15 protein-coding genes are annotated in these 15985 nt (G+C 65.5%); 6 read left to right on the plus strand and 9 right to left on the minus strand.

Features of this window, described 5'->3' with window-relative positions:
* Positions 1-43 precede the first annotated feature (43 nt).
* The 4 genes from FHW94_RS15975 (at position 44) to FHW94_RS15990 (ending at position 3090) form a co-directional block, all read left to right on the plus strand.
* Entirely contained in the window at positions 44-1636 is a 1593-nt protein-coding gene (locus FHW94_RS15975) for an isocitrate lyase (protein WP_168556821.1), read from the plus strand.
* 49 nt (positions 1637-1685) lie between these two features.
* Positions 1686-1844, plus strand: coding sequence for a hypothetical protein (locus FHW94_RS15980; protein ID WP_168556822.1), 159 nt, complete (start codon positions 1686-1688; stop codon positions 1842-1844).
* A gap of 307 nt (positions 1845-2151) precedes the next feature.
* A complete protein-coding gene (locus tag FHW94_RS15985) occupies positions 2152-2325 on the plus strand; it encodes a hypothetical protein (protein WP_168556823.1) in 174 nt (57 codons plus the stop codon).
* Positions 2326-2397: 72 nt separating this feature from the next.
* Positions 2398-3090 carry a glutamine amidotransferase gene (locus FHW94_RS15990; protein ID WP_168556824.1) on the plus strand — a complete coding sequence of 231 codons (693 nt, stop codon included), beginning with the start codon at positions 2398-2400 and terminating at the stop codon, positions 3088-3090.
* A 7-nt stretch (positions 3091-3097) separates the two neighbouring features.
* Here FHW94_RS15990 and FHW94_RS23735 read toward each other — a convergent pair whose 3' ends face one another.
* Entirely contained in the window at positions 3098-3292 is a 195-nt protein-coding gene (locus FHW94_RS23735) for a YqaE/Pmp3 family membrane protein (RefSeq protein ID WP_168556825.1), read from the minus strand.
* Positions 3293-3399: 107 nt separating this feature from the next.
* Positions 3400-4566 (minus strand): aminotransferase, encoded by a 1167-nt coding sequence (locus FHW94_RS16000; RefSeq protein WP_168556826.1) that lies wholly within the window; start codon positions 4564-4566, stop codon positions 3400-3402.
* 100 nt (positions 4567-4666) lie between these two features.
* Between FHW94_RS16000 and FHW94_RS16005 the strand changes: the two genes are divergently transcribed.
* The gene (locus FHW94_RS16005) at positions 4667-6436 is read left to right on the plus strand and encodes an amidohydrolase (protein ID WP_246866178.1); all 1770 of its coding nucleotides are present in this window, start codon (positions 4667-4669) and stop codon (positions 6434-6436) included.
* A 55-nt stretch (positions 6437-6491) separates the two neighbouring features.
* Here the strand turns inward: FHW94_RS16005 and FHW94_RS16010 are convergent, their stop codons facing one another.
* The 7 genes from FHW94_RS16010 to FHW94_RS16040 form a co-directional block, all read right to left on the minus strand.
* Positions 6492-7034 carry a cytochrome C gene (locus tag FHW94_RS16010; RefSeq protein ID WP_246866179.1) on the minus strand — a complete coding sequence of 181 codons (543 nt, stop codon included), beginning with the start codon at positions 7032-7034 and terminating at the stop codon, positions 6492-6494.
* A gap of 10 nt (positions 7035-7044) precedes the next feature.
* Complete coding sequence (locus FHW94_RS16015) at positions 7045-7593, minus strand: methylamine dehydrogenase light chain (RefSeq protein WP_168556827.1); 549 nt, start codon at positions 7591-7593, stop codon at positions 7045-7047.
* 34 nt (positions 7594-7627) lie between these two features.
* Positions 7628-8230: a methylamine utilization protein MauD gene (locus FHW94_RS16020; protein WP_168556828.1), complete on the minus strand. Its 603-nt coding sequence runs from the start codon at positions 8228-8230 to the stop codon at positions 7628-7630.
* Entirely contained in the window at positions 8227-8796 is a 570-nt protein-coding gene (locus FHW94_RS16025) for a MauE/DoxX family redox-associated membrane protein (RefSeq protein WP_349237534.1), read from the minus strand. The genes FHW94_RS16020 and FHW94_RS16025 overlap by 4 nt, the downstream gene beginning before the upstream one ends.
* Complete coding sequence (locus tag FHW94_RS16030) at positions 8793-9968, minus strand: amine dehydrogenase large subunit (RefSeq protein ID WP_168556829.1); 1176 nt, start codon at positions 9966-9968, stop codon at positions 8793-8795. The genes FHW94_RS16025 and FHW94_RS16030 overlap by 4 nt, the downstream gene beginning before the upstream one ends.
* Positions 9969-10147: 179 nt before the next feature.
* A complete protein-coding gene (locus tag FHW94_RS16035; protein WP_168556830.1) occupies positions 10148-10834 on the minus strand; it encodes a TetR family transcriptional regulator C-terminal domain-containing protein in 687 nt (228 codons plus the stop codon).
* Between the two features lie 119 nt (positions 10835-10953).
* Positions 10954-13368, minus strand: coding sequence for a TonB-dependent receptor (locus FHW94_RS16040; RefSeq protein ID WP_168556831.1), 2415 nt, complete (start codon positions 13366-13368; stop codon positions 10954-10956).
* A 478-nt stretch (positions 13369-13846) separates the two neighbouring features.
* Here FHW94_RS16040 and FHW94_RS16045 point away from each other — a divergent pair, with 478 nt between their 5' ends.
* Entirely contained in the window at positions 13847-15973 is a 2127-nt protein-coding gene (locus tag FHW94_RS16045) for a tetratricopeptide repeat-containing sulfotransferase family protein (RefSeq protein ID WP_246866180.1), read from the plus strand.
* Positions 15974-15985: the final 12 nt, after the last annotated feature.

Consider the following 15985-nt stretch of genomic DNA (forward strand, 5'->3'; position numbering starts at 1 on the left):
CGGTTGCAGCGAAGGATCACGCATACCGGAAGGGGCACATGCCATGACGTACCAGCAATCGATCATCGAGGCCGATCGCACGATCACGCCCAATACCCATTGGGACGGCATCGCCGCCGAGAGCGTGGCGCGCATGCGCCTGCAGAACCGCTTTCGCACCGGGCTGGACATCGCGCGCTACACCGCCGCGATCATGCGCCGCGACATGGCTGCCTATGATGCCGATCCAGCCAATTACACCCAGTCGCTGGGCTGCTGGCACGGCTTCATCGGCCAGCAGAAGATGATTTCCATCAAGAAGCACTTCGGCACCACCAAGGGGCGCTACCTCTACCTGTCGGGCTGGATGGTCGCCGCGCTGCGCAGCGAATTCGGGCCGCTGCCCGACCAGTCGATGCACGAGAAGACCAGCGTTTCCGCGTTGATCGAAGAGCTTTACACGTTCCTGCGCCAGGCCGATGCGCGCGAATTGAACCAGCTGTTCCGCGATCTGGACGCGGCGCGCGCGGCAGGTGACCAGGTGCGTGCGGCCAAGATCCAGCACGATATCGACACCCACGAAACGCACATCGTGCCGATCGTGGCCGATATCGACGCCGGGTTCGGCAACGCCGAGGCGACGTATCTCCTGGCCAAGAAGTTCATCGAGGCGGGCGCCTGCTGCATCCAGATCGAAAACCAGGTTTCCGATGAAAAGCAGTGCGGCCACCAGGATGGCAAGGTCACCGTTCCGCACGAGGACTTCATCGCCAAGATCCGCGCGGTCCGTTACGCGTTCCTCGAACTGGGCGTGGACGATGGCGTGATCGTGGCGCGGACGGACTCGCTGGGTGCGGGCCTGACCAAGCAGATCGCTTTCACCCGCGAAGCCGGCGACATCGGCGACCAGTACAACAGCTTCCTTGATTGCGAGCCGGTCGACGCCGCCACGCTGGGCCATGGCGACGTGCTGATCACCCGCGACGGGCAACTGGTGAAGCCCAAGCGCCTGCCTTCGAACCTCTATCAGTTCCGCCCCGGCACCGGGGAAGACCGTTGCGTGCTCGATTGCATCAACAGCCTGCAGAACGGTGCGGACCTGCTGTGGATCGAAACCGAAAAGCCGCACATCGGCCAGATCGGCGGGATGGTTTCGCGCATCCGCGAAGTGATCCCCAATGCCAAGCTGGTCTACAACAACTCGCCCAGCTTCAACTGGACGCTCAATTTCCGCCAGCAGGTGTTCGACGCCTGGGCGGCGGAAGGCAAGGACGTGAGCGGCTATGACCGGGCGCGGCTGATGAGCGTGGACTATGACGAAACGCCGCTGGCGGCAGAGGCCGACGAGCGCATCCGCACGTTCCAGCGCGATGCGGCGCGCGAGGCGGGCATTTTCCACCACCTGATCACGCTGCCGACCTATCACACCGCCGCGCTCAGCACCGACAACCTCGCCCGCGAATACTTCGGCGAGGCCGGGATGCTGGGCTACGTGAAAGGCGTGCAGCGCCAGGAAATCCGCCAGGGCATTGCCTGCGTCAAGCACCAGGCCATGGCCGGATCGGACATCGGCGACGATCACAAGGAATACTTCGCCCGCGAAGCCGCGCTCAAGGCCGGCGGCGCACACAACACGATGAACCAGTTCGCGGCCTGAGCCGGGCCAAGAATCAAGAGAAGCGAACCCAACACGAAGGAGAAGGACAATGGCTGAACCTGCCCGTGCCCGTGCAGTCCTCTCGACCGAGGACTTCAAGCTGATCCGCGAGGCCGTGCTGCACTACCTCAAGGATATCGAGGACAAGCCCGAATCGGTGAAGTTCTCGCACCTCTATCACCGCCTCGGCAGCGCCATCGGGCGCTAAGCCGAAGGATCGGACGACTTCGCTTTTCCTGGGGAGGAAAGGCTGGCCCGTCGCACGCCCAAGGGCGCGCGGCGGGCCTTCTTCTTGGCCGGGGCTTGGCGTGCTCGACAGGCCAAGGAAATCTTGGGCAGCCTTCAGCATTTCTCGAATGACCTTTATCAACCGAATCAGTAGAGAAAATGCATCGGCATGTCCGATCGCGGCTTTTGATCCTGCCAGCTTGCTCCGCGTCACCAAAAGCTAAAGCGCACGAAAGCGAGGCCATGTGGCCAGGTTCGTGTTCGGCCCCGTAAAAAGGAGAATGCGAATGTCCCGTTTGCTTGCCCAGCCCAAACTGGCCCGCCGAATTTCCCGCCAGCCGGCATCCCTTCGCGTTGCCGCGCCCCTGCCGCACCCTTCGTGGGGCACGCTGGGCGCCGCGCGGCCGGATGGCGAACGGCCCAGCACGGCGGAGGAATTTTTCCGCCGGCTGGGCCTGTGACGACAAGACCCCTGTAGAAAACCCCAAGGGTGCGCTTGCCCGCCTGAAACCGATTGTTCACGATAGAGGCCCATGAAGTCTGCGTTGATCATCCGCCACGTGCCCTACGAAGGGGTGGCCGGCTATCGTCAGCCGATCGAAGAGGCCGGTTATGTGGTTGACCGGATCGATGTGTCCGATCCGGCCTTTCCGGCGCTGGACCTGCGCGAGCCCGACCTGCTGATCATGATGGGCGGGCCGATGGGCATCTATGACCAGATCGAGCATCCCTGGATCCGCTGCCAGATGCGCCGCCTGGCACTGCGCCTGGCAGCCGACCGGCCCACGCTGGGGGTGTGCTTTGGCGCGCAGATGATCGCCGCAGCGCTGGGCGCGGATGTCTATCGCGGCCATGCCAAGGAAGTGGGTTTCCACCCCGTGCAGGTGCACGTTGCCGACAGCCCGCTGCGCCATGTTGCCGGCGTGCCGGTGCTGCATTGGCATGGCGACACCTTCACGCTGCCACCCAATGCGGAACTGCTGGCGTCAAGCCATGTCTATGCCCACCAGGCGTTTCGCCGTGGCAAGAACCTGCTGGCCCTGCAATTCCACGCCGAAATGGGCGAAGATCCGCGGTTTGACGCCTGGATCGAGCAATCCCCCGAGGATGTTTCGGCCGCCGGCCACACCGAGGCCTCGCTGCGCCACGCGCACGATGCCCACGGCGGTGGCGCGGTTCAGGCCGGCCGGGCCATGATCGGGGAATGGCTGGCAGGATTGGCCTAGGCCCGCTTCAGCGCCGGCGCAGTTCCGTCACGATGCGCTGCGTGCGCGCGTCTGCCTTGGCCGAATGCACCACGAACAGCGCGTGCACGACACCGGGAATCCAGAACAACAGGCACAGGAACAGGTTGAGCACCGCCTGGAATGGCTTGCCCACCAGCAACAGCGCGAGCGGCGGAAACAGGATCGCCACAAGGTAGAGCACGGCATTCTCCGGGATTTCGGTTGCGAGCCTGTTGAAGATAGGAAGCCGGCGACGGCGGGCAATGCCTTGTCGATGAAGGGCCGATGGGCGTCGGCAGGCGATAGGCGTCAAAGCCCATCCCGCCACGCTGCCAGGCGCGCCACGGCTTCCTCCACCATTGCGGCCGGCTTGCAGTGGCACAGCCGCACGATGTGGCGCGGCGCGGGCGACCCTTCCCAGAGGGCCGACAGCGGGATCGTGGCGACGCCGGCTTCGGCCACGGCGCGGGTGGCAAAGGTGGTGTCATCCAGGGTGAAGCCGCTTTGCGCCAGGTCGATGCAGGAAAACCACGTGGCCGTGCCCGGCAGCACGGCAAAGCCATGGGCCGCAAGGGCCCGCAGCAGCGCCGCACGCGAAGCGGCCCAGTCGGCCACCTGGCTATCGATCAGCGCATCATCGGCCAGCCCCTCGGCCACGGCCCATTGCAGCATCGGCGGCGTGGTGAAGGTAAGGAACTGGTGTGCACGGGCCACCACGGCCGCCAGCGCCGGATCGGCCACCAGCCAACCCACTTTCCAGCCCGTGGCGCCGAAGATCTTGCCGGCCGAACCGATCTTGATCGTGCGGGCGGCCATGCCCGGCTCGGCCATCAGCGACGCGTGAGGCTGGCTATCAAAGCGCACCACTTCCCACACCTCGTCGCAGATGGCGACAAGATTGGCCTTCACGCACAGTGCAGCCAATGCGGCGCGCTCGGCAGCGGTGGTCACGGTGCCGGTGGGATTGAGCGGATCGTTGAGAATGAGCGCGCGCGTTCGTGGCGTGATCGCGGCGTGCAAGGCGTCGATCGGCATGGCCCAGGCCGGCGGGCGGAGCGCGACGAACACCGGCACGCCCCCGGCGCGGCGCACCAACGGGGCATAGGCGTCATAGGCCGGGGCCAGCACCAGCACCTCGTCACCGGGCTGCACCGTGGCCAGGATTGCGGCGGCCACCGCCTCCGTCGCGCCCGAGGTGACAATCACGTGCTCGCGCGAAAGGGCCAGGCCCTGGCGCCGGCCATAGAACGCGGCCACGCCATCGCGCAGTTCGGGTACGCCGGCCATCGGCGGATATTGCTGCGATCGTTCTGCCATGGCGCGCGCGGCGGCCTGCGCCAGCGCGGGCGGGGGCGGCCCATCGGGAAAGCCCTGGCCCAGGTTGATCGCCCCGTGTTGCCGCGCCAGGCCCGACATGGCCTCGAAAATCGTGGTCGGCATCTGGGCGTACAGCGGGTTCAGGCACGGCGTGGTCATGGCGGCCATTCTATGCGCGCGACACCGCGCGGCAAGGGCCGTTGCACTGCGATCACAATTTGCTAGCGTGGCTGGCAACGATCAAGGGGGCAGGCAGATCATGGGCAGGACGTGGCTTTGCGGCGTGGCCGCAGCGGCAATGACGGTGGCGGCGGCAGGGGCAGCGCCGGTGGCGCTGGCCCGGGGGCATGCCGGCGCCGTGCAGGCTGACCTGATCCTGCACAACGGCCATGTCCTGACGGTGGACAGGCGGTTTTCCGTGGCCTCGGCAGTGGCCGTCAAAGGCGATCGTATTGTTGCCGTGGGCGGGGAAGGGCTGCTGGCCCGCTATCGCGCCCGAAACGTGGTGGATCTGCACGGGCGCACCCTGATGCCCGGTTTCATCGACACGCACCTGCATCCCGCCCCGATCAAGCCGAGCGACATTGCCGTGGCGTCGGCCACCAGCATGGCCGAGGTGCAGGCCATGCTGCGCGACAAGGCGCACGCGCTGGGACCGGGCCAGTGGATCACCGGTTATGGCTGGCAGGAAGCCAACCTGGCGGAAAAGCGCAATATCACCCGCGCCGATCTCGATGCCGCGGCGCCCGACAATCCCGTGCTGCTGGTGCGGGCCGGGTCCCATTCGGCGGTGGCCAATTCGCTGGCGCTGAAACTGGCGGGCATCGATCGCAACACGCCCGATCCGGCCGGCGGCCTGATCGAACATGATACGGGCGGCGAACCCAACGGGATCATCCGCGAAAGCTATGGCGCGGTGTTGCGCCTGATCCCGCAGCCCGGCTGGGACGTGATGAAGCCGGCGACGGTCACCTGGCTCAAATCGATCCTGGCGCTGGGCATCACCAGTTTCCACGATGCCAGCGGATCGATCGACGATGAACCCTATGGCGCGGGCGGGCCCAAGCCGGGCGAACAGGGGCTGGACCTGCTGGGCGCGGGCATGACGTTTCGCCGCGCGCGCGCCCTCTATGCGGAAATGGGCGACAGCCTGCCCCGCGTAACCATGTACATCAGCTATCCCGGGGCAGAGCGGCTCAAGGCCTTTCCGCACCACACCGGCTATGGCGACAACCGCGTGCGGCTGGGCGCGATCGGTGAAAACGCGGTGGACGGCGGCTTTACCGGGCCGACCGCCTGGCTCCTGGCCGATTACAAGGGCCAGCCCGGCTTTCGCGGCAAGGGGCGGTTCACCGATGCGCAATTGCAGGCGATGGTCGATACCGCCGCAAGGGCGGGCTGGCAGTTGGGGCTGCACTGCATCGGCGATGCGGCCATCGTCCAGACCGTCGCCGCCTATGACAAGGCGCTGGGCACGATCCCCGATCCGGCGCACAAGCCCGCCGATCGCCGCTGGTTCACCGACCATTTCACCATTCTGCCGCCAGTGGCGACGATGCAGACCATGGCGCGCGATCATGTGATGATCGCGCAGCAGCCCAATTTCCTCTACAACCTGGAAGACCGTTATACCCAGGTGCTCGACGATTGGCGGCTGGCCCACAACAATGCGATCGCCACGCCGGTGAAGAAGTTCGGGCTGTTCATGGCCTTTGGCAGCGACAACCTGCCGGTGGGGCCGCTGGTCGGCCTCTATGCGGCGATCACGCGCAAGGGGCCGAGCGGCGCGGTGCATGGCGCGGAAGAAGCGGTGTCGCGGGCCGAGGCGATCCGCATGTACACCGCCAACGGCGCCTGGCTTTCATGGGAAGAGAACCAGAAAGGCACGCTGGAACCGGGCAAGCTGGCCGACATGATCGTGCTGCCGTTCGATCCGCTGACGGTTGCGCCCGAAGCCCTGCTCAAAGGCAAGGTGGACATGACGTTTGTGGGCGGCAAGCTGGTCTATGACAGCCGAACCCGGGGGTAAACGCCCATGGGCAGCGCGGCCATGATGCCGCGCCGCCCAAGCGTGGGCGAGCCCGTCAATGCGCGGTGGCGGGATTGTAGCCGGGATAGAGCAGTTTGATATCCTGCGGGGCGTGGCACTGCTTGACCGCGGCGGTGGCGTGCCGCAGGCGCTCGGCGGTGAGCGAGGCATTGGCCAGGGCGTGCTGGCGTTCGCGGGCCACTTCGTCGGCGGTGAACGGCCGGGTGCCGGCGGGCACGCTGTTGCCGCCCAGCACGAAGACCACGTAGTTCATCAGGTCTGCCAGTTCGGCATTGTCGTGAATGCGGCTGTGCGCCACGTTGGGCAGGCGCAGCAGATACGCGCGGCTTTCGGGCGTGCACATGAACCAGCCGACCCGGCCCATCAGTTCGGGCAATTGCGCGGGCACGGTGCTGCCGTTCACGCCATGGCAGCCGCCGCAATTTTCGATATAGTCCACGCGCGCCTGGTTGGGGTCTTCCATCACCTGCTGTGGCGGCGCGGGGGGCGTGGCATCGTGCGCCGCGGCAAGCCGCGTGGCCAGGCCCGCCCCCAACGTGGCCGTCGCCGCCATCAACGCAATCCGGGCAAAGCGCATGGTGCCAGCCTCAGGCCGCGCCGACCAGCACGGCGGTGGAGCAATGGTATTCCATGCTCTGCGTGCCAAAGCACCAGATGATGTCGTTGTTGAGCTGCGGCACATAGATCTGCGTTTCGCGGTCGGCATTGTCGCAATTGCACTTGTTGCAATAGGATTTGCCGCAGCAATCGCGATAGGCGATCAGGTAGGACTTGCCGTCTTCGGGATTGACGCAAGTGCCCACCCACGAAACCGGGGAGGGTTCCGCGCCGGGCGGGCAGGTGTGCACCCCGCCGCCGCAGCAGGTGCACAGTGCGCCGTCGATCGCGCAATAGCGCCAGTAATCACACTTGGTGTTGTCGGTCACCTGCGCGCCGCGGGCAAAGCCGGTCTTGGCTTCGGGCCCGCGATCGGGCTTGGCCGGGGCGGCGTTGGCGCGGCTGACGGGCAGCACGGGAAACAGCGGCGCGGCCACCAGCGCAGTGCCCAGGCGGGCCAGGATGCCCCGGCGCGAGGTGCCACCGGCAAAGCGACGCAGGACCTTTTCGCCCAGGCTGTCAGCATCGAAATGGATCATGATCGTTGCCCCTCAAAAATCTTGGCGTCAGGGTTCAGGCGACAGCGCCGTGCATCCGCGCCACATAATCCTGCACCGAATGGACCCCCATCTCGTGGGCGATCACCAGGCTTTCGAGGTGCTCGCGGCTGTTGACCAGCCCCTTGGACAGGACCACGCCCTTGTCATCGAGCAGCACGGCAAACGGCAGCTTGCCCACGGCAAAGGCCTGGCCCGCTTCCGGCCCGTTGACGAAGGGATAGGCTTCCAGGCCATGGCGGGCGATCATCTCGCGCTGGGCGTCCACCGTGTCGTCGCCCACGAAAGTCAGCGCCACGCGCTCGTCACGGGCAAAGGACTTGGCCATGGGGATCAGGTTCTTGCACAGCGGGCAAGAGGCCGAGACGAACATCAGCAGGCGCAGCGGCGTGCCATGTGCCGCGCCGCCCACCAGAACCGGCGCGCCATCCAGGTTGCGGCTTTCCACCGCCTGGCTGGCCGCGCCCACCGCCGGGCCGCCGGCCGTGGTCAGCGCGCCGGCCGGCGCCACGCGCATGTGCAGCACGCCCACCTGCCGGGCCAGCGCCAGCAGCGCCACCACCAACGCGGCGATGACTACCCAGGAAATCCCTTGCGCAACGATCAGAGCTGTCATCATCGAACGCTTACCTTTCGCGCGTTTGCCAGGGGCGAACCCGCCAGCGCCACGATCGCATTGAACAGTTGGAACAGAAGGAACAGCACCACGCCGCCGGCCAGGCCCAGCGGCCAGGTTCCGGCCGGCAACGGCAGACCCGCCAGTGCCGGCACGAGCAGCGCAGTGAGAGCCACGTTGCGCGCCACTAGCGGCCAGGCCAGAGGCTGGCGCAAGGCGGCATGGCCGCAGCCGCAATCGATGTGCCCGCGCCCGCGCCGCAAGTTGACCGCCATGGCCCAGGCAAAGACCAGCAGCAGCGCCATGGCCAGGGCGGTGGCCGGCACCGACAGCAAGCCGGACACCAGCAGGCCGCCCAGCGCCAGTTCCACCACCGGCAGCACGGCGGCCAGCGGCGCGACCAGCCCCGCGGGCAGCAGGCGATAGTTGGCCAGTACGCCGGGCAGCAAAGCCCTGTGGCGCAGCTTGCCCAGCCCAGCCGTCATGAACACCAGCCCCACGCCGACCGTGGCGATCTGGCCCACCAGGGCCACCGCGCCCGCAAGATTGGGGGCGGCGCTCGTGATCACTGCGATTGCGCCACCGTGATCACGCCGTTGCCGGCTTGATCGAGCTTCCACGCCTGCTTGCCGGTGGCAAGGTCATAGACGTAGACGGTCTCGTCCTCTCCGGCGAAGACCAGGTGCGGCGTGGCTTCCTGCGTCACGGCGATCATGCGCGGTTCACCCGGCACGGCCATGCGCTTGACCACCTTGCGGGTGGCAAGATCAAGCTGCCACACTTCGCTGGCGCCAGCCTTGTGCGACCAGAATTCGCCCATGTGCATCAGCACGTAGAGCTGCCCCGTGGGGACATGCAGGGCCATCTGCTGCACGCCGCCGGGATACCAGTTCACCAGGTTCGGCGCGGAGGAGCCGGCCGGCACGCCGGCTGCTTCCTGAAGCGAGAACGGTGCGGAAATCACCGGCTTGGCACCCAGCGTCGCGGTATAGATCTTGCCCGTGTAGCTGAGCATCACGATCTGGTTCTTGGTGCGATCGACCTGGAAATTGTCGAAGATCGGATCGTCGGTCGCGGAAAAGAACGGTTCGCTGCGGGTGATCGCGCTTTTCGCCCCGGCAAGGCTGAGCGTGGCGAGCGAACCATCGGAGCACAGGGCGGAAATCCCCACGCCGGGTACGGAGACCAGGCTGGCACAGCCAGGCAGCTCTACCGACTTGACGAACTTGCGCGCCGCCAGGTCGACCACGTTGACCGAAGATGCCGGGCTCATGTTGTAGACATAGCCAAACTTGCCGTCGGGGCTGACCACGAAATTGTTCAGGCGCCCGCCCACGAGCAGGCGGCCGGGGATGGGAATATCGGTCTGCAGCTTGAGATCGACGCTGTCGAACACCGAGACATAGTCCTGCCGCGTCCCGCGCGAGGCCTTGGTCCACAACGTCGACGACACGTAGTAGAACTTGCCCGCCGGATCGAGCGCCAGATCGGTCAGCTGCGGCGTTTCGACATGGCCGAGCAGCTTGCCGGTGGTGGTGTCGTAGATCGCCGAGGAATTCTCGGTGAAGCCGCGGTTGATGAAGAACCAGCTCGCCTTGGGCGGCGTCAATTGCGCCACGTCGGACTGTTCGGGCTCGACCGAGGCGACCGGGGCCGCCATGGCCGGCGCCATCGCGCCGCCGAGCGCCAAAGCCAGTGTTGCAGATGCGAAGAAACGCCCCTTGATGGCAGCAAACGTCATCGTGGCCGGCCCCCGTTTGAATGTGACAGCCCGTGGTGATCGCGGCATCGGTATGGACGAGGCAGGATGGGGATTTTCCCCGAGTCCGGCATGCCCCCACCTGCCGTTGCGATCGCAAGTTTTGACGATTGTCCTATTTCAGTCAAGCGACATTCGCAGGCGCGGCAAAACTTTTTGCCTTATCTGGCATCACATGCTTGCGGCGGCGGGCACGGCAGGCCGGCAATGTCTTGCGGGGTGATGGTGCAGGCCAGATCGACCAGGGCCTTGCCGGCTATGGCGATGAATGCCGGCATCTGGGCCGCCCATGGCTTTTCAAAGCCCAGGAACGGTGTCGCCCCTTCCATCGAGGCGCTGATATAGAGCGCCACGGTCTGCGCTTCCTGCGGTGAGAGCGCGGGATTGAGTTCACCGACGTATTCGCAGATCACGCCATGGACGCGGGCGTAGAACAGGGCGACGCGCTCTGCCACCACGGCGTTCTGGTTGGCCATCGCCCACAATTCGGTGAACAGCCGGGTGGTGCGCTTGCCCGCAATGTCTTCAAGGCACAGTGCGATCACGCGGCGCAGGCGTTCGCGCGGGCTGAGGCCGGGCTGGCGCACTTCGCTTTCAAGCACTTTGTCATAGCTGTCGAGCATGTCGTCCAGCATGAGTTGCACCAGCATTTCCTTGCGCGGAAAGTGATAGCTGACGTTGCCCACTTTCATGCCGCATTCGGCGGCGATGCGGCGCACGGTGAAATGGGCGGCGCCATCCTCGATCAACACCTTGCGCGCGGCCTTGACGATGGCTTCGGCCGTGGCGGCGCCGCGGGCATAGCCGCCGGCGCGGGAAGAGAGAGACGCAGAGGCTGCTTCGGTCATCGCCACGACGCTATCACGGGGCGAACGTTCCGGCCAGTTGCCATCGTCACGTGATGAAACAACCCCCGCCGTGCCGGGGCACGACGGGGACAGGGGAAACGCGCCGCAAGGACGCCGCGTCAATAGCGCACGGAGTATTTCAGGCCAAAATACTGTGGCTTGATCGGCATCGTGCGCGAGGATCCGGAGCAATATTCGATGGCGCAGAAGGTATTCTTGGACAGCTGCCCGCGCCGGTCGAAGATGTTTTCGATGAAGGCCGTGAGCGTCCAGCTATCCTTGGACACGCCGGTGGAGAAATCGAAGCTGACGAAGCCTGGCGTGTTGCCGAGCAGCGCATTCTTGGTGGTATCGAGGTTGGACGTCGACATCGTCTGCGCATGCATCGTGAACTGCGCGAAATCGTCGAGCGAGCCCCAATTGCCTTCATAGCGGGCCGAAAGCTGTCCCTTGAAGCGCGGCTGGCGTGGCAGGCGCGTGCCCTTGGCCGCGGCAATGGCATCGGGATTGCCCGAGCAATTGGTGAGCGGGGTGAGCGTAGCGGGATCGAGCACGCAGAAATCCTGCGTCAACTTGGCATCGTTGTACGCCCCCGAACCGCTCAGCGTGATGTTGCCCAGCTTGAGGTCGAAATCGGTTTCCACGCCGAGCACGCGCGCCTTGCCGGCATTGACCGTGCCGCCATTGCCGAAAAAGCCAAGCGGGATGACGGTGTACTGCACGCCCGTCCACTTTTCGTAATAGGCCGCCAGGTTCCAGCGCAGCATGTTGTTCCAGCTGGTCTTGAATCCCACTTCGTAGTTGGTCAGGCGATCGGCCTTGTACGATCCCATCGCGGGCAGCGAATTGGTGCCGCCGGGACGGAAGCCGGTGGAATAGGTGGCGTAGACCATCTTGTCGGACGTGACCTGCCAGGTCACGCTCGCCTTGTGCGTCTCGCCATTTTCCTCGTAGGGCGCCTTGTTGTTGTTGACGCAGGTAAAGCGCTGGTCGGCTGGGAAAGGCACGGTGCAGCCCAGTGCCAGCGCGGTGGAAGCCACGCCGCTAAAGCCGTAGACCGAATTCTTGGCCTTGAACAAGCGGATGCCGCCCGTCACCTTGACTTGCGAGGTGATCGGCACCGTGCCTTCGGCAAACACCGCATAGTCTCGGAATTTCTGGTCGAGATCGACGTTGTAGAACCCGTCGCGCTTGACGGCGGGATTCCATTCGCAGCCGTCGTCGCAAGACGTGGCCAGGTCGATCTTGCTCAGACCGGGGATCTGGTAGTCATCGTCCTGCGACTGCTTCTGGTATTGGAAGAAGGCGCCCACGGTCAGGTCGAAGCCCCAGGTCTTGGGCACCGAAAGCCGCACTTCCTGCGTCACCTTGGTCTGCTTGATGCGGCCGATGTAGGACTGGGTGGGGTTGATGAAGTTGCCGTTCTTGTCACGGAACTTGAGGTAGTTTTCATAGCCCGGACCAAGCTGGTCGTAGTGCACAGAGTAATAGGTGTAATCGCTGGTATTGTCGATCTTGCGCTTGAAATAGCCAGACGAGGAAACCAGGTCGAAATCGCCGATCTTGCCCTGGATGGTCAGCGAGGCCTGAACCCAGCGATCGATGTTTTCGGTGGGGCTGTAGTCGTGGACTTGCAGATCGCCGACGCGGGGATCGTAGTTGAAATAGCCCTTGGCGTCGAGATACTGGTAGGTGACCGAGGGATAGAGCTTCCAGTCGCCCGCCTCGATCGTGGCATTGATGCGCCCGCCATAGCTGTCGACCGGGTTGTAATCCTTTTGCACCAGCGTGGCGTTGTCCACGGTGTAGGTGGTGTTGGGATCATCGTCGCCCAACTGGTAGGTATAAGTGCCGTGGGTGTTGTCGATGTAGCCACCTTCGTGGTCATAGAAGCCCATCATGCGCACGGCGACGTTTTCGTTCACCGGGATGTTGACGAACCCTTCGACCATGGCGCCGGGCTTGCCCTTGCCATAGGCATCGACCTGCACATCGTATCCGGCCTCGAACTTGCCGATCTTGGCCTTGTTGGTGATGATGCGCAGCGTGCCGGCCAGCGAGCCGGCGCCATAAAGCGTGCCTTGCGGGCCCGACAGCGCCTCGACCCGCTCGATATCGTAGATGTGCACTTCGGGCATGCGCGCCGGCGCCGAAATCGGCACGTCGTCAAGATAGGTGCCGCTGGTCGAGAGCGCGCCGCCGTCCACGGCAATGCCGCGAAAATAGACTTCGCTCTGCCCCGGCCCAAGCCCTGAGAAGCTGACCGAGGGCAGCATGCCGGCGTAATCGGCGAACGTGGCAACCTGGTGCTGTTCCAGCTTTTCCGCGCCCAGTGCCTGGATCGAGATCGGCACCTTCTGCACGCTTTCGGCCTTGCGCGTGGCGGTCACCACGATTTCACCCAGGCCACCGGTGCCGTTTTCGGCGGCGGCATCGGGGGCAGGCGCCGGGGCGGCCTGGGCCAGCACCGCAACCGGTACGGCCATGCTGGAAAGGACGGTCGAGGCTCCGAGAACCCTGAGCGCACGCCTCATTTGCGACCCCTGATTTGCGACGGTTGTTCAAACACCATTGTTCATGCCCCCTGATGGCCTGAAGTTCTTTGTCTTTGCCGTTTTCCTGCGAACGGTGATCTGTGGTGCGATGTTGTATTTATGTCGCTCTATTGTGCAGTCGCCGCGCCGTCTTGCCCACTCGTGCGATCAATCTTTGCAGAGCGCGTCATTGCCCAGGCTCGCGTGCTGCGCGAATGGCAGCAGGCGTGCGCTTTTGCGGCGCACTGTATGCAAGGTATTGATTTAGCCCCATAGTACCGCGTTGCGGCGCATTTTGTACGACTGTCTGGAATTGGATAGTGCCACCAAATCCCAAGCTGTCAACAAAAATTCACGATCTGGCATCGCAGATTGCGGTGCGTGTGGCTGGTGTGCCATGACGGCTTTCTTCGCAGTTGCGTAATCGTGCGGGCGTGGCATGCTTCATTGAGGGCAAACACGGATGGCAGGAACTGTGATGGCAAACGAAATGGCCGGGCAGCGCATGGCGACGACGGGGACGGCCAATGCAGCGACGGCCGACGCGGCCACGACCGGCGCAGGCACGGGTTCGGTAGAAGCGGCGCTGGGCCACGCGGCACGGTTGATGGCGCGCCAGCCTGCCCTGGCGCTTGCCCAGGCGCGCGAAATCCTGCGCGCGGTGCCTGGCCATCCCCATGCCGTGCTGATCGAAGGCCAGGCCCTGCGCGTGCTGGGCCGGTTGGACGAGGCGCGCGCCGTGCTGTCTGCCCTGGCCGCCAGCCAGCCACGCGCGGCGGCCGCTGCAGCCGAACTGGGCCTGACGCTGGCTGCGCTCGACGAGCGGGCCGAGGCCGCCGCCCACTTGCGCCGGGCGGTGGCGCTCAAGCCGGAACTGGCCCATGCCTGGCAGGCGCTGGCCGGCCTGCTGCGCGCGAGTGGCGACGAGGCCGGCGCCGCCCAGGCCGAAATCGCCGGGATCGAGGCGGCATCCAAGGATCCCGTGCTGTTGCGCGCGGCGCTGGCGATGGGCGAGGGGCGGCTGGACGAGGCCGAAACGCACGTGCGCGCCCGCCTTGTCGCTTTGCCGGACGACCCTGCCGCGCTGCGCCTGCTGGGCGAAGTGCTATGGCGCCAGGGCGAGATCGACGCGGCCTTGCCGTTGCTGCGCGCGGCCGTGGCCCGTGCCCCGGCTTTCGTGGCTGCGCGCGAATTGCTGGTGCGGTTGCTGGCGACGGGCCCCGACGTGGCCGAAGCGCTCGACCATGCGACGCGGCTGGTGGCCGACGATCCCGAACACGGCGGCCACGCCATGCTCAAGGCCTCGCTGCTGGTGCGTATCGGCGATCAGGAAGGCGCGCGCGACCTTTATCGCGCGATCCTAACACGCGATCCGGGCCGGCCGCGGGTGTGGCTCAACCTGGGTCACGTGGAAAAGACGATCGGCAACCAGGCGGCGGCGATCGACGCCTATCGCCGCGCCGCCGCGCTTGATCCCTCCACCGGGGAAGCATGGTGGAGCCTGGCCAATCTCAAGACCGTGCGGTTGGAGCGTCCCGATATTGCGGCGATGCGCGCCGCCCTGCCGCACGATGCCGTGGGCGGAGACCGGGCCGAAGACGTGGCGCAACTGCACTTTGCGCTCGGCAAGGCCTATGAAGACCTCAGCCGCGACGACCCCGCGGCGGCAGAAAGCGCGTTTGCCCATTATGCACGCGGCAACGCGCTGCGGCGCAGCGTGCTCGACTATGACCCGGCGCGCACCGACGCGGCGGTCAACCGGAACATCGCGCTGTTCGACAAGGCGTTTTTCGAAAGCCGCGAGGGTTGGGGGTGTCCCGCCGCCGATCCGATCTTCGTGGTGGGCCTGCCGCGCAGCGGATCGACGCTAGTGGAGCAGATCCTGGCCAGCCATTCGCAGATCGAGGGCACCATGGAACTGCCCGACATGATGCTGATTGCCGATCGCCTGCAATCGCGCGTGGACGCCAATGACGAGGACGGGGGCGAATTTGCCGACATGGCGGCGCTGCTATCCTCCCTGGGACCAGACGAATGCCGCCGCCTGGGCGAGGAATACCTGGAGCGCACGCGCATCCATCGCAAGACCGATCGGCCCCACTTTGTCGACAAGATGCCCAACAACTGGCAGCACGTGGGCCTGATCCGCATGATCCTGCCCAATGCGACGGTGATCGACGCGCGGCGTCATCCGCTGGGCTGCTGCTTTTCGGGGTGGAAGCAGTACTTCGCGCGGGGCCAGGTGTTCAGCTATGACCTGAGCGAGATCGGCCGCTATTACGCCGCCTATGTGCGGCAGATGGCCGCGTTCGACCGCGTGGTGCCGCAAGGCGTGCACCGCGTGATCTATGAAGAGATGGTGGCCGATACGCCCGGCCAGGTGCGCGCGCTGCTGGCGGCGGTGGGCGTGCCGTTCGAGGACGGCTGCCTGGCGTTCTGGCAAAATCGCCGCGCGGTGCGCACGGCGAGCTCGGAGCAAGTGCGCCAGCCGATCTATACCGATGCGGTCGCGCACTGGAAGCGGTTCGAGCCCTGGCTCGATCCCTTGCGCGTGGCGCTGGGGCCGGTGCTGGACAGCTATCCAGGCGTGCCGGCGGGCTGGTAAACCCGCCGGCTG

It is taken from the genome of Novosphingobium sp. SG720 (genome assembly GCF_012275365.1).
Classification (GTDB): Bacteria; Pseudomonadota; Alphaproteobacteria; order Sphingomonadales; family Sphingomonadaceae; genus Novosphingobium; species Novosphingobium rhizosphaerae.